This is a genomic window from Gordonibacter massiliensis (ex Traore et al. 2017) (genome assembly GCF_019731765.1).
Lineage (GTDB): Bacteria > Actinomycetota > Coriobacteriia > Coriobacteriales > Eggerthellaceae > Gordonibacter > Gordonibacter massiliensis.
This window is the reverse complement of sequence record NZ_JAASIO010000001.1, coordinates 711,698-726,479: the sequence shown is the minus strand read 5'-3', so window position 1 is coordinate 726,479 and position 14,782 is coordinate 711,698. Positions and strand designations below refer to the sequence as shown.

Genomic DNA, 14,782 nt, shown 5'->3' with positions numbered 1-14,782 from the left:
CTTGGGCGATGGGATTCAATCGAACAACGCAACGACAAGGAGGACTTATGGACCGATCAGACACACACGCCGGATTCAATCGCAAAGCCGCCTGCGCTTTCGGGGCGATAGCCCTGTCGGCGATGCTGGCCGCGACCTGCACCGGCTGCAGCACGACTTCCAATGACGGCGGTAACGCCAGCGCCGACGACGCTATCAAAGCAGTGTACTCGCACAACTTCGTCGACATAGACGGCGCGAAGACCGACGCCGTCATCGTCGAGTACGCCGACGCAGTGAAGGCCGACTCGGTTTCCGCCGACGATTACCAAGTCAATGACTACGCCTTGTTCCAAAGCGAGCAGAAAGGCGCTGCCGCGTTCGAGCGTGGCAGCGCGGACACGGCGGGAAGCATTGTCGACGTCTACGTGAACGACACCTGCGACGTCTCCGAAAACGGAGGCACCGACAGCGGAAAATACGTGGTCATCGAGGTGGAAACCGACTATCTGCTCGCCGGAAACACACCTGCCTACACCAAAACCACCATGGCGGGCGTTACGCAAGTGGGCGAGGTTGCCGCCGGCGATAAGACCATTGCGGCCAGCACGAAGGAAAAATGTAACTACACGGCCACCGAACAGGAGAAGTTCAATCGCGAAGGCGAGTCGCAAGGCATGGAGACCGTCGTCGCTACCGATCCCGACTACATGCTTTTTCCCGAGCTCGTGAGCAATGAGAACTGGAAGATAGGAGAAGCCTTCAAAGCGGTCGACTGCTTTAGCGAGTACACGGGCGAGGCCTCCAGCTTCGACCTGACGTACTCCCTGTACGTGCCGGATCTCTCGGACGCCGACAAGGGCCATGTTGCCGTAGCGCTGCACATCCTGGATGCCGGATCGCTTGGCGAAGATCCCATGCTCACGCTGACTGAGTCCCAGGCACCCGTCGACTGGGCGAGCGACGAAGTGCAAAGCCTTCAGAAAACCATCGTCATTTGCCCGCAGGTCCCTGAAGAACAGCGATCCTCCAACGACTACGTAGCCACGAGCGAGGTGAACACCGCCGCATGGGAACTGCTCGACTCCGTCATCGCCGAGTACGCCGACTACGTCGACACCGACCGCATCTACGGCACCGGACAGTCCATGGGGGGCATGACCCTGATGGACATGGCGGCCCAGCGAGACAACTTCTTCGGAGGCTTCTGGATCTCCGGGTCCCAGTGGTCCAACTGCTACAACAAAGATGTTGCAAGCGAAGGGCAGGTCGCCCGCACCCCCGAAAACGATCCGAACACCTTCATCGGCGACTATGCGAACGACCCGAACTACGAGAATTGGTACTATCAGATCTCCGACGACAACATCCTTGTCATGAACTGCGAGGGCGATGCCATGTCGCACGGTTTGTGGGATTACACTGACCAGTACTTCGCTGCCGCGGGGGCGAACATCGCCAAGGCCACCTGGAGCCCCAACGACAGCCTCGACGAGCAGAACGCAGCCGTGGAAACCCTTACCAACCAGAACACCGGCATCAACGTGAACTGGGCTTCTTTCGAAGGCGGCGACCATATGTCCACTTGGAAGTACAGCTACGACATCAAGGCTGGTTTCAAGTGGTTGGTGCAGCAGACCCGCAGCGCCGAAATGGCGCGTGACAAGGTCGCCGGACTGAACAACCCCTGGCTCGGCCGCGACGAGTCCGGCGCGATCGTCACCGGCAGCGGCACCTTGGGCTTGAACTCCGCGTTCTACACCCCGCAAGGCGCCGACGAATGCTACAGCGAAGGATGGACGCCGGAAAGCGTGGTCGCCTACAAGGCTGCGCATCCCGAAGAAAAGAAGCAGGGCGGTCCCACCGGCAAGTAGACGCCCAGGCATACGTCAAGCAGCCCTTCCCGTTCGGTGCTCCGACGAGAAGGGCTGCCATTTCGCCAATCATCGTATTTTATCAGCCGTGCGCTTCGGCACGAAACCTGCTTGAAAGACAGAGTAGCGTTTCGACCCTTCGTCGCATCAGGCGGCCCACCGCTCATCGGCGCTTCGGAACTACGAAAGCGCGGAGCACAGGGCGTCGAGCAGCGTGATGGCGAAGTGCTGCGCCGAGCGGCCCTCGCCGGCATCCTCCCACATGGTGCCCGGCAGCTCGACGGCTATGCGCGAAGGGGCGGCGGCGTCGGCCACGCCGATGGCCGTTTCCAAGCGAAGGGGCAGCGTCGCTTCGTCGTCGAAGCTCACGCGCGGAACGGCCTCGGCCGTGTCCTCTTCGGCCAGCACGATGTGCACGAGCAGCATGTCTCGATCGGGAGCCACCAGAAGCGAGTCGGCGCTCACGATCTTCGAAGCGGGGCTTGTGGCCAAGGCGAGGTTCGACATGCGCGAAGCCACGCTGCGCGTGAAGTCGCACGTTCCGAACAGGCACAGGGCGTTGTGCTCGAGCACGTCGGCCGCGCGGGCGAACCCCAGATGGACGGCCTCGTGCACGGCTTCCTTGCCCTCCCACGAGTGATGCAGGTTGCGGATGGCCGAATAGGTGTACGCGCCCGCGATGCCGTCGGACGGCAAACCGAGGTTGAGCTGAAACTTGCGCAACGCCAACTCCGTGTACGCGCCGAAGATGCCGTCGTTCGCCCCGCAGGCGAATCCGAGCGCGCCGAGCGCCTGCTGAAGCTCCTCGACATCGTGCCCGTGGAAGTGAGGCATGCGCAGGTACAGCGTGCGGTCGCCCAAAAAGTACGAGGCGTCCACGAGTGCCGACCATACCTTGTCGGTCACGTCCTCGCCGGAAGGCAGGCCCGCCTGGATGCAGAAAGCCCGCACGGCGGCGGCGGTCCGCTCGTCGAACACGCCGTCGACGGCGGCTTGGTCGAGCAGCCCGATGGTGGCGAGGCGCTGCTGCACGTCCTCGACGGCAGCGCCCGTGTCATGTCGTTTGATGGTTTCCATGGGGTCATGGTACCGCAGGTCGAACGCCCTCCAACATGCGCAAAGGGGGTTTCACCAAAGGAACAGAGCGGTTTTCTCTAGGGATTGTCTACGGCGGTGTCATTGAGATTGCCATCCTGAGCGGAGGCGCGAAGCGCCGGAGTCGAAGGATCCCGCGCGGCGCCAGCTGGGGTGCTTAAGGCTGCCGCCGCACGGGATCCTTCGACTGCGCTCACTACGTTCGCTCCGCTCAGGATGACAGGGGGGTGCGGCGTCCCGCCTCCTCCGCTCAGGATAACGAAGGCGGGCGCTTCGTTACTTCAACCTGTTGACGAACCAATCGGCCATGGAGGTGAGCAAGTCGCGCGATGCGGAGGGGCGCACCATGTCCACCAGGCGGTTCTTCGCGATGCTCGTGAGGTTCTCGGCGTAGTTGCGCGCGTATTCTATGCTGCCGGACGCCTCCATGATGTCGACGGCCTCGGCGAGCACGGCCTGATCCTTCTCCTTCGACGAGAGGATGTCGATGAGGCGCCCTCGGTCGTCGGAGTGCTGCAGCGCGTGCACCACCATGAGCGTGCGCTTGCCCTCGGTGATGTCGTTGCGGAAATCCTTCTTCGTGCTTTCCTCGGAGCCGACGAGGTTCAGCAAGTCGTCCTGGATCTGGAACGCGAGGCCCGTGTCCAAGCCGTAGTTGCGCAGCGCCTCGATTTCGGTCTCGGTGCCTTCGCCGATGATGGCGCCGATGGCCAGCGGCACGGCGCCGGAGTAGTGCGCCGTCTTGTGCGTGGCCATGACGAGGTAGTCCTCGGGCGTGATGTCGTAGCGGCCGTCGCGCGCCCAGCCGATGTCGAGCGCCTGGCCCTCGATGGTGCGGCGCGTCATCTCGATGAGCTCGTTCACCACGCGCACCTTGCACGCGTCGTCGAGCAGCGGGTCGTTGATGACCGTGCCGTTCACCAGCGACAGCGCCAAGTCGCCCATGTTGATGGCCAGGCCCAGCCCCTCGGTGAGGTGCAGGCAGGGCTCGCCGCGGCGCAGCTCGGCCTCGTCGGCGATGTCGTCGTGTATGAGCGCCGCCGTGTGGAAGTGCTCGATGGCGGCCGCCGCGCTCGTGGCGCGCACCATGTCGCCGCCCACCGCGCGGCAAGCCGCGAAGCAGATGAGCGGACGATGGCGCTTGCCGCCGTTCTGGCTGTACGCGTTCAGCGGATCGTACAAATACCGGTTCATGTCAGGGTGCGAGCCCTGGGGAATGTACGAGTTCACCAGTTGGCCGACCTTGTCGGCGTAGCAGGTGAGGTATTCTTCGAAGGTTTCGGGCGGCTCTTCGACAGCCGCGATGATGTCGTTGATGTTGTCCATAACGCTTTCTTCGATAGACGGATAGACATTGCCCTAAACGCACCGAACGCACGCGGCGCGGACGCTTGAGCAATCGTACCACAACCACCCTGCGCGCCATGAACCGGCAAGGCGACCGGCACCGTCATCTACGTGAAAACTGCATGCTCCGACCGCCCGTATGCGAGAGGCTGCATAAGCAACGCGAAACCACCTCATCGGTTCGAGCCCCGCCGGGATGTCCCGGACGCGCGCTCGCTTGGGGGTCGTCCAACATGGTAGGAGCGGTGGGACTCGAACCCACATATCCGAAGATGGCGGATTTTAAGTCCGCTGCGTCTGCCAATTCCGCCACGCTCCCACGTGGTCCCCGTGCCCCGGCGAAGCGTCCGCGTTGCGGGAAGCTTGCCAAGGACAGCTTGTATATGGTAGCAAATTTTGAGCGCGCGCGGACCAGGTTGTCCTGTTCCGTTGCGCGGCCCGCGTTAGTCGGCCGCTCGAGCCGCATCCAAGACGATGCCGTGGAGGATGTCCGATTCGCTTACCGTGAACGAGGGCATGTCCGCCAAGTCCAGCACCACCTGCAGAATGACCAAGCCGGCCACGATCACGGGTGCCCGGCCGGGGTCGAGCCCCACCACCCGGCGACGCTCGTCCAGCGTCACGCCGGCAAGCTGCGCGTACACCTCGTCGAGCGTCGCCCGTTCGACCACGGAGCGGTGCACGCGGGACGAGTCGTACTCCGCCATGCGCTCGTGCACGGCCACCACGCTCGTGGCCGTGCCGGCCACGGCCACCACGCGCTCGAGCGAGAACCCGGACGAGCGCAGGTCATCGAAGTAGGGCCGCATGCCCTCCGCGATCCAAGCGCGAGCGCGATCGAGTTCGTCTGCGGAAGGCGGGTCCGCAGCCAGGAACTTCTCGGTCACGCGCCGGCACCCGATGTTGAACGAGTGCGCCTGCACGGGCCGACCGCCCGCCTGTCCCGCGACGAGCTCCGTCGAGCCGCCGCCCACGTCGACGACGAGAAGGCGCTCGCCCGCGAAGTCGCACGAGGCGCCCGCGAACGACAGCGCCGCCTCGCGCTCGCCCGGCACGACGGCGAGCGTCACGCCCACGTCGGCCAGCATGGCCACGAACTCGTCGGCGTTGCCCGCGTCGCGCGAGGCCGACGTGGCCACGGCCGTCACGGTCACGCCGCTTCCATCTGCGGGAGCGCACTCGTCGAGAATCTTTCGATAGCGCGCGACGACCTCGGTCACGCGGCGCATGGCCTCGGGTTTCAGCATGCCCGTGGCGTCCACGTCCTCGCCCAGGTTCGTGATGGCGTACTCGCGCCGCAGCTCGTGCAGCGAGCCCGCATCGTCGATGTCGGCCACGAGCATGCGGCACGTCACCGTGCCGATGTCGATGGCGGCGTAACGGCCGGGGCGCAACGCGCCGGCGGCCGGACAAGCGGGCGTCGGATTCGTCAGATGGGTGGCCATGGGTAGTCGGTTCCTCCTCGAACGCAGATGGGGCCTGATGGCGGGGATCGACAGTTATTTCACGCCGAAGAGCACGTCGAGCACCGGCGAGTACCACGTCTCGGGGGCCTCGATGCTGCCGGGCACGATGTTCGCCGTGAAGTTAGAACCGGAGCCGTCGGCGGCGCCGTCGGAAAGGCCGTGCACGTTGGCGGTTTGCTCGCCCTCCGGCACCCAGCCGAACTGCTGGTGCGCCCGGTCTTCGATGCCGGCGTCCGTCTGCAGGGACTCAACCTCGGATTGCAGCGAGGCGTTGCGCTGCTCGATGGCGGCGTACTCCGCCTCGAGCCGATCGTGCTCGCGCACCGACTGGTACAGCTGCTGCGCGGGAGTGTACAGGAACCAGCACGAGAGCAGCAGGCACACCATCACGCCGGCGCTCGCTATGAACTTGGGCGAGCGCTTCCAAGCCGAGAGCACTGCCAGCGGATTGAGCGAGGCGAGCGAGAACGTGCGGGTCTTCCCCGCCGCGTCGTTCTGCATGCGCGCGGCGCGCTTGTGGTTGGTGCCCATCTCGCCCTTGTACACGGCCGCCCGCGGTCCCGAGGACGCGGCGTCGCTCGTGCGGGCGCCGCCGAACTGCCGGTCGAACTTCTTGTCGGCACGGCCCTTCTGGCGCTTGCGGCGGAACTCCTGCAGGCGCGAGCGCTTCTCGGGAGCGTCTTGCGCCTCGTCGCGCGACGCTTCGATCTCGTCGGCAACGCTCTGCTTGGCATGGGCGCCGCGACGGGGCGCGGAGTCGACGCGCGCGGAGCGGGAACCGCGTTCGGAGTACGCCGTGACGGCCGAGCGAGCGGAAACGACGCCTGCCGTGCCGGACACGCGGGCGGCCGACGAGGCCACGCGGGTGCCGGAGCGACGAGAGGATGCGCTCGACGCCCTGCCGGGGGCGTGCCTGCGCGCGGACTTTCCAGGCGCGACAGAAGACGAGCGCGCTGCGCCCGATTCACGTTTCGCCTCGTCAAACGAAAGTATATTCGCTTGGTTGCCCAATGGAATGCGCTCCTCTTAGCATCGTGGTTCGTTGATGGTGGGTGTAATGCCAGAAGCACTGCCAAGGATACCACAGAAGCACGGCCCCCGCCACCGAACGCCCGCGGTGCGGCAGCCTGTTGCAAAACCGTTGAAACGCGAGCGCCAACACGAAAAACGCCGCTCGAGGCGGCGCTTTGCGATGGCTAAAGGCTGAGCTTCTTAATATAAGAACTCCATTTTTTGAACGACTCGTCGCTGATGGCGTGTTCCATGAGGCACGCCTCTTTCTCGGCCTGCTCTTCGGGAATGCCGAGCGCCTTCGTAAGGAACGTGAACAGCATATGGTGGCGGTCGAGCACCGACGAACCGTAGGCGTATCCCTCGTCCGTGAGCGTGATGTCGCCGTAATACGGCTGATCGGCGAGGCCCTTCTCTTTCAAGGAGGTCACGGCCTTGTTGACCGAGGCTTTGGAAACGCCGAGCTTCGTTGCGATGTCAACCGAACGTACCGGCACTTCCGTCGTGCCGCCCAGCATGACGATGGCCTCAAGATAGTCCTCGTGCGACATAGACATTTTTTCCAAGGGGAACCCTCCTTCGCGCTGCCCTTCATGGTACCACACCGCACCCCCGGCCCGAAAGGCCGCCGCCGAGTTGCCCGCCCGAGTTGCCCGCCCATCGTCGCTCGGTTGAACCCGCCCTGGAAACGGCGAGGTCTTTTGCAGCCGGTCGACGCCCGCGAGCATACGGCCGAGCGGGCCGGGCGCACGTGCGGACAGGCGCGCAAGCGAGACGCGCAGATTGGATTCCAAGTTGAAAGAGGAGGAGTGCCGACGGGGAAGAGGGGGGGGTATTCCCCGTCGGCGATGCTGTGCGGCGAACAGGCCAGACGAGAGGAGCCTTCGCCGCCGTGTCAGCAAAAAGAGGAGGCAGAGAGCGATGCTTTTCCGTTGGCACCTGCCAGGTGCTTTTCGAATCTCACGGTCGCTTTCTGACATTTGTTAGTCTATGCTAACTTATTGTTACGGTCAAGAGAAGTTCACCATGGTTTACAATTCCTCCACATAGGCAACCGTCGTCAGGAACGGGCGCTCGCCTGCTTCGCGGCGCGCTCCATATCGGCGACCATAGTGTCCACGGCCCCGCATCCGGAACAGCCCGCGCAACGCCCTCCCGCCGGCTTGTCGCCGCAGTGGTCGTGGCAATCGCAGGTGCCGCGCCTCGCCAGCCGACGCACCGCCAACGCCGCCAGCGCCGCGATAACGAGAATCAACACGATCGTGGCCGGTGAAATATCCAAAGGCGCCATAAGGAGCCTCCTTTCCTTGCGCCCGCCCTGCGGCGGGACATCGACTTCCAAGCGGGCGAGCATGGCGATCGCAGGACGATTCCTTTCCTGCCGGAGCACCGACCGCACAGGGGCCGGCGCTCCGTTTCCGCACGCCTTACGCGGCGTTCTTCTCGGCTTCGAGCCGCCCGGCAGAGCTCTTGCCGTCGTGCCTCGGCATAGGACGGAACAGCTGGAACAGCATGCCGACCAGCACGACGAGCGCCACGCCGGTCCACCCGTTGAACTCGCCGCCGCCCAAAAGCATGCCGAACTGGTAGATCATCAGGCCCACGGCCCACGCGAACACCGTCATGTACCCGATGGCGAACCACGTCCACTTCGCGCTCGCCATCTGGCGGCGGATGGTGCCGATGGCGGCGAAGCACGGGGCGCACAGCAGGTTGAAGGCGCAGAAGGCGAGGATGGCCGGCACGCTGCCGCCCATGAGGGCGCCGAACGCCATCCACATGGACGGATCGGCTTCGCCCGCCTCGCCCAGGCTGGTGAGGATGCCGACGGTTGCCACCACGTTCTCCTTGGCCACGAGGCCCGTGATGGACGTGACCGTGGACTCCCAGTTGCCGAAGCCGAGCGGCGCGAAGATCCACGCGATGGCGTTGCCCAGGCCGGCCATGAGGCTGTACTGGATGTAGTCGTCCATCTCGGTGTCGAGCAGGCCGAACGCGCCCTCGTAGAACCCGAAGTTCATAAGGAACCAGATGACGATGGACGACAGGAAGATGATGGTGCCGGCCTTCACGATGAAGCTCTTCACGCGCTCCCATGTTGCCAGAAGCACGTTCTTCGCAGCCGGGACGTGGTACTGCGGCAGCTCCATGATGAACGGCGTGGCCTCGCCGGCGAACATCTTGGTCTTGCGCAGCATGATGCCGGAGACGATGATGGCGATGACCCCCAAGAAGTAGAACACCGGGGCGATCCACCAGGTGGAAGCGGCGTCCGCACCGGCGATGGCGCCGAACACGAGCGCGATGATGGGCAGCTTCGCGCCGCAGGGGATCATGGTCGTCGTCATGATGGTCATGCGACGGTCCTTCTCGTTCTCGATGGTCTTGGTGGCCATGACGGCGGGCACGCCGCAACCCGACGCGATGAGCATGGGGATGAAGCTCTTGCCCGACAGCCCGAACTTGCGGAAGATGCGGTCCATGATGAACGCGACGCGCGCCATGTAGCCGCAGGCCTCCAGAAGCGAAAGCAGCAGGAACAGCACGATCATCTGGGGAACGAAGCCGAGCACTGCGCCCACGCCGGCCAAGATGCCGCTGACGATGAGGCTCACGAGCCAGGGAGCCGTGCCGATGGACTCGAGCGCATCGGTCACCACGGGCGTGAGGCCCGGAATGTACCAGCCGAACGCGGCAGGGTCGGGCTCCTCCTCGGCCAGCAGCGCCAGCTCGCCCTCGGAAGCGCCGCCCTCTTCGGCGGCCGCCACGCTCTCTTCCCACGCGCCCACGGCCTCGTCGTACTGCTCGGTGCCGGTGTAGAGCCAGCCGTCGCCGAACACGCCGTCGTTGGCCCAGTCGGTGAACAGCGTGCCCACCGTGGACACGGATATGTAGTACACCAGGAACATGATGACCACGAAGATGGGGATGCCCAGCCAGCGGTTCGTCACCACGCGGTCGATCTTCTGCGTGGTGGTGGTTCCCTTGAGCGACTTTTTCACGGCGGCGGACACCACGTCGCCGATGGCGTCGTAGCGCTCGCCGGTGACGACGCTCTCGGCATCGTCGTCCATGCGGTCTTCGAGCGCCTCGCGAACGGCGGATATGGCGGAGAGGTCGCCGGCGGGCAGGTCCAGTTGGTCGATGGTCTTCTGCTCGCCCTCCAAAAGCTTGATGGCGAACCAGCGCGCCACGTTCGGCGTCACGCGCGCGCCCAGCACGTCGATGATCTTGGCCAGCGCCTCTTCAACCTCGGGGGCGAAGCGCATATCGGGCGCGGCGGGCGCACCCTTCCTCGCCGCGTCGATGGCGGTTTTAAGCAGGTCGTCCATGCCGCGGCCCTTGAGCGCCGACGTCTCCACCACGGGGCAGCCCAGCTTCTTCGAGAGCAACGCCGCGTCGATCCTGTCGCCGTTCTTCTCCACCAGATCCATCATGTTCAGGGCCACGACCACCGGAAGGCCCAGATCGAGGATCTGCGTCGTCAGGTAGAGGTTGCGCTCCATGTTCGTGGCGTCCACCAGGTTGATGACCGCATCGGGGCGGCCGTCAAGCAGGTAGTCGCGCGTCACGATCTCCTCGGGAGAGTACGGCGAAAGCGAGTAGACGCCCGGCAGGTCCGTGATGGTCACGTCCTTGTCGCGCGAGTACGTGCCTTCCTTCTTCTCGACGGTCACGCCCGGCCAGTTGCCCACGTACTGCGAGGCTCCGGTCAAGTCGTTGAACATCGTCGTCTTGCCGCAGTTCGGATTGCCGGCAAGCGCTATGCGAATTCCCATGTTCTGCCTTTCCCACATGACGCCGTTCGGCGGACACGCCGCACGGCTCCTTCCGTTCCACCCGACTTTCCCAGACGGGCGCTCCTGTTTCGTCCGCGCAGCCCGGCGTTTCCCAGCACCGCACGCGCGAAGTTAACTGTAACTAACTCAATCCCAAAAAATTAACGCCGGAGCGCTATGTACGCGAAGCGCGAAACACCGCGGAGCCTCTCATGACCGAGGTTCGAGATCGAAGTCCGATCCGAGTTTCGGTCCGAGTTTCGACACCGAGACTCAACATCGAAGCTCAATATCGAAGCTCGATCGCACGCGTCTGAACCTTGGGTCGCCCGATCAAGCTCGTTCGCACGCGGCCGAGTCCAGGTTCGCTCGATTCGCGCGAAGCGCGAAAACAAAGCCGCAGGTCCACCGAGGTCAGCGAGGGTTTTCGTGGTGCTCCAGATTGGCGTGATGGGTTGGGCGAAGCGTGCTTCCGCACGTGAGCCCAAGCCAGCGCGACAAGATGGAGCACCACGGAAAGCCGCCCCTGAAGGGACTTGCTGCGCGGCGCAGCAGTCGGCACGTTTCGCTGGCCGTCAGGCCAGCGAAACAAGAATGCTCTCGGCCTCGCTCTTGCGCAGCGACAGCTCGTAGCCGCGCACCGTGACCTCGATGGGGTCGCCGAGCGGCGCGACCTTGCGTACGAACACGTCCGTGCCCTTCGTGATGCCCATGTCCATGATGTGGCGCTTGATGGCGCCCTCGCCCACCAGGCGGCGCACCGTCGCCGACTCGCCGATGGCGATGTCGCGCAGCGTCTTCTGCCCTTCTGCCATGTGCCGTTCCTTCCTTTTCGTCACTGCCTGCGCATTGTTTCGTCACTGCCTGCGCATTGCTAACTGAAATCGATGGGATGCGTCCGCATGCAAGCGAGCGTCCTGCGCTTATGCCGTCCCCGGCGAGCGAATGCTCGAAATTCCCGCACTGTACCGACGACCTTCCCAACCGCTGCCGCGCAAAGTCCTTCGACCACGCTCCCTACAGCCGCCTTGCTCGGGCCGAAAGCGGGGAACGTGCACGCCGGGCTCCTCGACGCGCATCCGTCCAAGATGACATCGTGGAGCGCGCTTGCCTCCCCAACGCGTGCCTTGTTTCACGTGAAACATTTGTACGCTAAAAAAGAGAAGCGGAAAATCGAGTGCGGAAACAAGCGCTGAGGCGTGGGGGCGAAAGACCGGGTGCTGCACAAATCGATGCCGAAAACGCAATGCCGCGAAAAGCGAATGAAAAATACGCGCTACGCAGCGGCGTTTGCAATGGTCTATGCGGCGGCGCTCGTGATGATGCGGGACGCGATCTGCTTGTTGAGAGCGACCTGCGTTCCTTTGACCTCCACGATGAGGTCGCCGGCCGCCTCGGACATCACCGTCACGCGAGCCCCTTCCACAAAGCCCAGATTCTCCAAGTGATGATGAAGATCGCCCTTGCCGCGCACCTTCGCGATCGTCGCCGTTTCGCCGTTCTTCATGAACGACAGCGGCATCTGACAGCACGAAGCACCGGACATAGCACCCGTGTCGGCGTATCCGACCGCCCGTCCGTTCATGCTTGCTAGCGTAGCATTGCCCATGTCGGCTCCCATCAGTTAGCTTCGTATAACAAAAAGTATTCTATAGCAAACTTTTCAAAAATGGAAGCCCTGGCAAACTTTTTCTGGAACGCGTCCCTGAATGGTTCCGAGTCCGTCACTTTCATCGAGTCCGTCATCTTCAAAAGGTTGACCGCCTTGGCGCGATCGCTGCAAACCGCATAGGATGGCGAGGTCGCACACGCCGCTAGGCCGCCACGCGCGCCTCAGCATAGAAAGGCCCTGCGCAAGACGCCGCAGCATGAGAATGATCCAACGAAAACCGCCGCATCACGAGAAAGCTTCGGCGCAAAACCGCTGCGGGGGGGGGTTCCGCAGAAGCCCTGCGGGAAACCCCGTCAGGGCGCTACCCTTCGTCGCCCGCCTTCAGCGTCATGGCGTTCACGGCCACGATGACGGTGGACAGGCTCATGAGCACGGCGCCCACGGCGGGGCTCAGCAGGACGCCCACCGGCGCCAGCACGCCGGCCGCCAGCGGGATGGCCACGATGTTGTAGCCGGCGCCCCACCACAGGTTCTGCTTGATCTTGCGCGTGGTGCTCGCGCCCAGGTCGAGCAGCCGCACGATGTCCTCGGGGTCGCTTTTCACCAACACGACGTCGGCGGAGTCAATGGCGACGTCCGTGCCCGCGCCGATGGCCACGCCCACGTCAGCCTGCGCCAGCGCCGGTGCGTCGTTGATGCCGTCGCCCACCATCATGACCACGCCGCCCGCCGCTCGGCGCTCCTGCACGAGGCGCACCTTGTCTTGCGGCAGCAGCCCAGCATGGAACGCGTCGATGCCCAGATCGCGGGCCACGGCGCGAGCGGCCTGCTCGTTGTCGCCCGTGAGCATGACCGGCGCAATGCCGCGGGCCTTGAGCTGCGCGACCGCTTCGCGCGCCGTGGGCTTGGCTTCGTCGCCTTGCGCCACGACGCCGCGCGCCTTCCCGTCGACGACGAGGTAGCTCACGGTGAGCCCGCGGCCCGAGAGCTCTTCGAACGAGGCGCGGTCGTAGGGAATGCGCCGCTCGTCCAGATAGCGCGCGTTCGCGACGAGGGCGCTCGAACCGTCGTCGAGCACGCCCTCCACGCCGACGCCGGCCACCGCCTGCACGTCGCGCACCGATGCGGGGCTCACGCCGCGCTCGCGCGCCTCGGCCACGATGCTCGCAGCCAGCGGATGCGACGACGACGCTTCGAGGCCCGCCAGCAAAGCGAGAACCCGGTCGGCCCCGCCGGCCGCGCCTGCGCGACCGGCACCGCGAGCGCTGGACGCACGCGCGCCAACCGCAGCTTCCGCACGGCCGTCGCCCGCACCGCCCGTTCCGTCTAGCCCGTCGAGCCGACCGCCGCCTTCTTCGCGCCCGCCAAGCGCGTCGGCGGCGTTTGCCGGATCCCGCATCGCGCGCACGTCCACCACGCGGAAGTCGCCCTGGGTGAGCGTGCCGGTCTTGTCCATCATGACCGCGTTCACCCGGGGCGCCGTCTCGAGCGCGCGGCGACGCCGCACGAGCAGACCGTGGCGCGCGCCGATCGACGTGGAGCGAGCCGCAACAAGCGGGATGGCCAAGCCGAGCGCATGCGGGCATGCGATGACGAACACCGTGACCATGCGCGTGAGCGCGTCGCCCACGTCGCCCGTGACGGCAAGCCACACCACGAACGCCGCCAAACCCACCCCTACCGCTGCGTAGAACAGCCAGCGCGCCACTTTGTCCGACAGCACCTCGGCGCGCGACTTCTCCTGCTGGGCCTGCGAGACCAACCGCATGACCTGGGCCAGGTAACCCGACTCGCCTGTGCCGGTCACGCGCACGTACAGCGTGCCCGACCCGTTCTGCGAGCCGCCGAACACCGTGCTACCCGCCCGCGCCTCCACCTCGCGCGCCTCGCCGGTGACGAGCGCCTCGTTCACCTGCGACTCGCCGTCCACCACCTCGCCGTCGGCGGGCACTTTCTCGCCCGCCTCCACCATGACGGTCTGCCCCACCCGCACCTCGTCGAGCTGCACGTCGGCGAAGGAGCCGTCCGGCTGCCGCACGTGCGCCTGCGCCGGCAACAGCTCGGCCATCTCCTTGAGCGCGTCGCCCGCGCCCATGACGGCCCGCATCTCCACCCAATGGCCCAGCAGCATGATGTCGATGAGCGTGGCCAGTTCCCAGAAGAAGTCCATGTGCGCACCGTCCGCATGCAGAACCGAGCGCAGAACGAACGCATAGATGCTGTAGGCGTAAGCCGTGGTGATGCCCAGCGCGACGAGCGTCATCATGGCTGGGTGCCGCTCCTTGAGCTCGTCTGCCGCCCCGCGCAGAAACGGCATGCCGCCGTAGAAGAACAGCACCGTGGCCAGCACCGCCACGACCCAGTCCGACCCGGTGAACGAAAGCGTGATAGGCAGCGCCATCCCCATGGGCGACGACAGCAGCAACACGGGCACCGTCAGCACAAGGCTCACGAAGAACCGCCGCTTGAGGTTCGCGCCGTGCATCGTCATGCCCATAGGCGGCCCGCTTTTCGAGGTGCCGCCCTCGGAGACACGGCTTCCGTCGGAGCCGTTCCGCGTTTCTTCGCCTTCGCCCATCGCCGTGCCTCGCTTCCCGTTCAACCGATGGAATCGAGGCC

General features: G+C 65.0%; 11 protein-coding genes and 1 tRNA gene. 1 reads left to right on the top strand and 11 read right to left on the bottom strand.

The window, feature by feature from the left end; all coding sequences use genetic code 11:
* Positions 1-47 precede the first annotated feature (47 nt).
* Entirely contained in the window at positions 48-1,853 is a 1,806-nt protein-coding gene (locus HCH03_RS02995; RefSeq protein ID WP_185904227.1) for a peptidase, read from the top strand.
* A gap of 180 nt (positions 1,854-2,033) precedes the next feature.
* Here the strand turns inward: HCH03_RS02995 and HCH03_RS02990 are convergent, their stop codons facing one another.
* The 11 genes from HCH03_RS02990 to HCH03_RS02940 all read right to left on the bottom strand — a co-directional run bounded on the left by HCH03_RS02990 (position 2,034) and on the right by HCH03_RS02940 (position 14,660).
* Positions 2,034-2,930, bottom strand: coding sequence for a peptidoglycan-binding domain-containing protein (locus HCH03_RS02990; protein ID WP_080144435.1), 897 nt, complete (start codon positions 2,928-2,930; stop codon positions 2,034-2,036).
* A gap of 294 nt (positions 2,931-3,224) precedes the next feature.
* Positions 3,225-4,274 carry a polyprenyl synthetase family protein gene (locus HCH03_RS02985; protein WP_185904226.1) on the bottom strand — a complete coding sequence of 350 codons (1,050 nt, stop codon included), beginning with the start codon at positions 4,272-4,274 and terminating at the stop codon, positions 3,225-3,227.
* Positions 4,275-4,529: 255 nt separating this feature from the next.
* Positions 4,530-4,614 (bottom strand) — tRNA-Leu (locus HCH03_RS02980).
* A 124-nt stretch (positions 4,615-4,738) separates the two neighbouring features.
* A complete protein-coding gene (locus HCH03_RS02975; protein WP_221688279.1) occupies positions 4,739-5,740 on the bottom strand; it encodes a Ppx/GppA phosphatase family protein in 1,002 nt (333 codons plus the stop codon).
* A gap of 54 nt (positions 5,741-5,794) precedes the next feature.
* Positions 5,795-6,622, bottom strand: coding sequence for a septum formation initiator family protein (locus HCH03_RS02970; protein WP_368042409.1), 828 nt, complete (start codon positions 6,620-6,622; stop codon positions 5,795-5,797).
* 335 nt (positions 6,623-6,957) lie between these two features.
* Entirely contained in the window at positions 6,958-7,338 is a 381-nt protein-coding gene (locus HCH03_RS02965; RefSeq protein WP_080144431.1) for a metal-dependent transcriptional regulator, read from the bottom strand.
* Between the two features lie 494 nt (positions 7,339-7,832).
* Positions 7,833-8,063 (bottom strand): hypothetical protein, encoded by a 231-nt coding sequence (locus HCH03_RS02960; protein ID WP_221688278.1) that lies wholly within the window; start codon positions 8,061-8,063, stop codon positions 7,833-7,835.
* 136 nt (positions 8,064-8,199) lie between these two features.
* Positions 8,200-10,551 (bottom strand): ferrous iron transporter B, encoded by a 2,352-nt coding sequence (gene feoB, locus HCH03_RS02955; protein ID WP_221688277.1) that lies wholly within the window; start codon positions 10,549-10,551, stop codon positions 8,200-8,202.
* A 575-nt stretch (positions 10,552-11,126) separates the two neighbouring features.
* Positions 11,127-11,366, bottom strand: coding sequence for a FeoA family protein (locus HCH03_RS02950; protein WP_185904222.1), 240 nt, complete (start codon positions 11,364-11,366; stop codon positions 11,127-11,129).
* A 485-nt stretch (positions 11,367-11,851) separates the two neighbouring features.
* Positions 11,852-12,172, bottom strand: coding sequence for a FeoA family protein (locus tag HCH03_RS02945; protein WP_221688276.1), 321 nt, complete (start codon positions 12,170-12,172; stop codon positions 11,852-11,854).
* 352 nt (positions 12,173-12,524) lie between these two features.
* Entirely contained in the window at positions 12,525-14,660 is a 2,136-nt protein-coding gene (locus tag HCH03_RS02940; RefSeq protein WP_221688275.1) for an HAD-IC family P-type ATPase, read from the bottom strand.
* Positions 14,661-14,782: the final 122 nt, after the last annotated feature.

What these genes read in the sequence shown, in the direction of transcription:
- HCH03_RS02995 (WP_185904227.1), top strand. Translation starts at nt 48, where the DNA reads ATGGACCGATCAGACACACACGCCGGATTCAATCGCAAAGCCGCCTGC.
- HCH03_RS02990 (WP_080144435.1), bottom strand. Translation starts at nt 2,930, where the DNA reads ATGGAAACCATCAAACGACATGACACGGGCGCTGCCGTCGAGGACGTG.
- HCH03_RS02985 (WP_185904226.1), bottom strand. Translation starts at nt 4,274, where the DNA reads ATGGACAACATCAACGACATCATCGCGGCTGTCGAAGAGCCGCCCGAA.
- HCH03_RS02975 (WP_221688279.1), bottom strand. Translation starts at nt 5,740, where the DNA reads ATGGCCACCCATCTGACGAATCCGACGCCCGCTTGTCCGGCCGCCGGC.
- HCH03_RS02960 (WP_221688278.1), bottom strand. Translation starts at nt 8,063, where the DNA reads ATGGCGCCTTTGGATATTTCACCGGCCACGATCGTGTTGATTCTCGTT.
- feoB (WP_221688277.1), bottom strand. Translation starts at nt 10,551, where the DNA reads ATGGGAATTCGCATAGCGCTTGCCGGCAATCCGAACTGCGGCAAGACG.
- HCH03_RS02950 (WP_185904222.1), bottom strand. Translation starts at nt 11,366, where the DNA reads ATGGCAGAAGGGCAGAAGACGCTGCGCGACATCGCCATCGGCGAGTCG.
- HCH03_RS02945 (WP_221688276.1), bottom strand. Translation starts at nt 12,172, where the DNA reads ATGGGAGCCGACATGGGCAATGCTACGCTAGCAAGCATGAACGGACGG.
- HCH03_RS02940 (WP_221688275.1), bottom strand. Translation starts at nt 14,660, where the DNA reads ATGGGCATGACGATGCACGGCGCGAACCTCAAGCGGCGGTTCTTCGTG.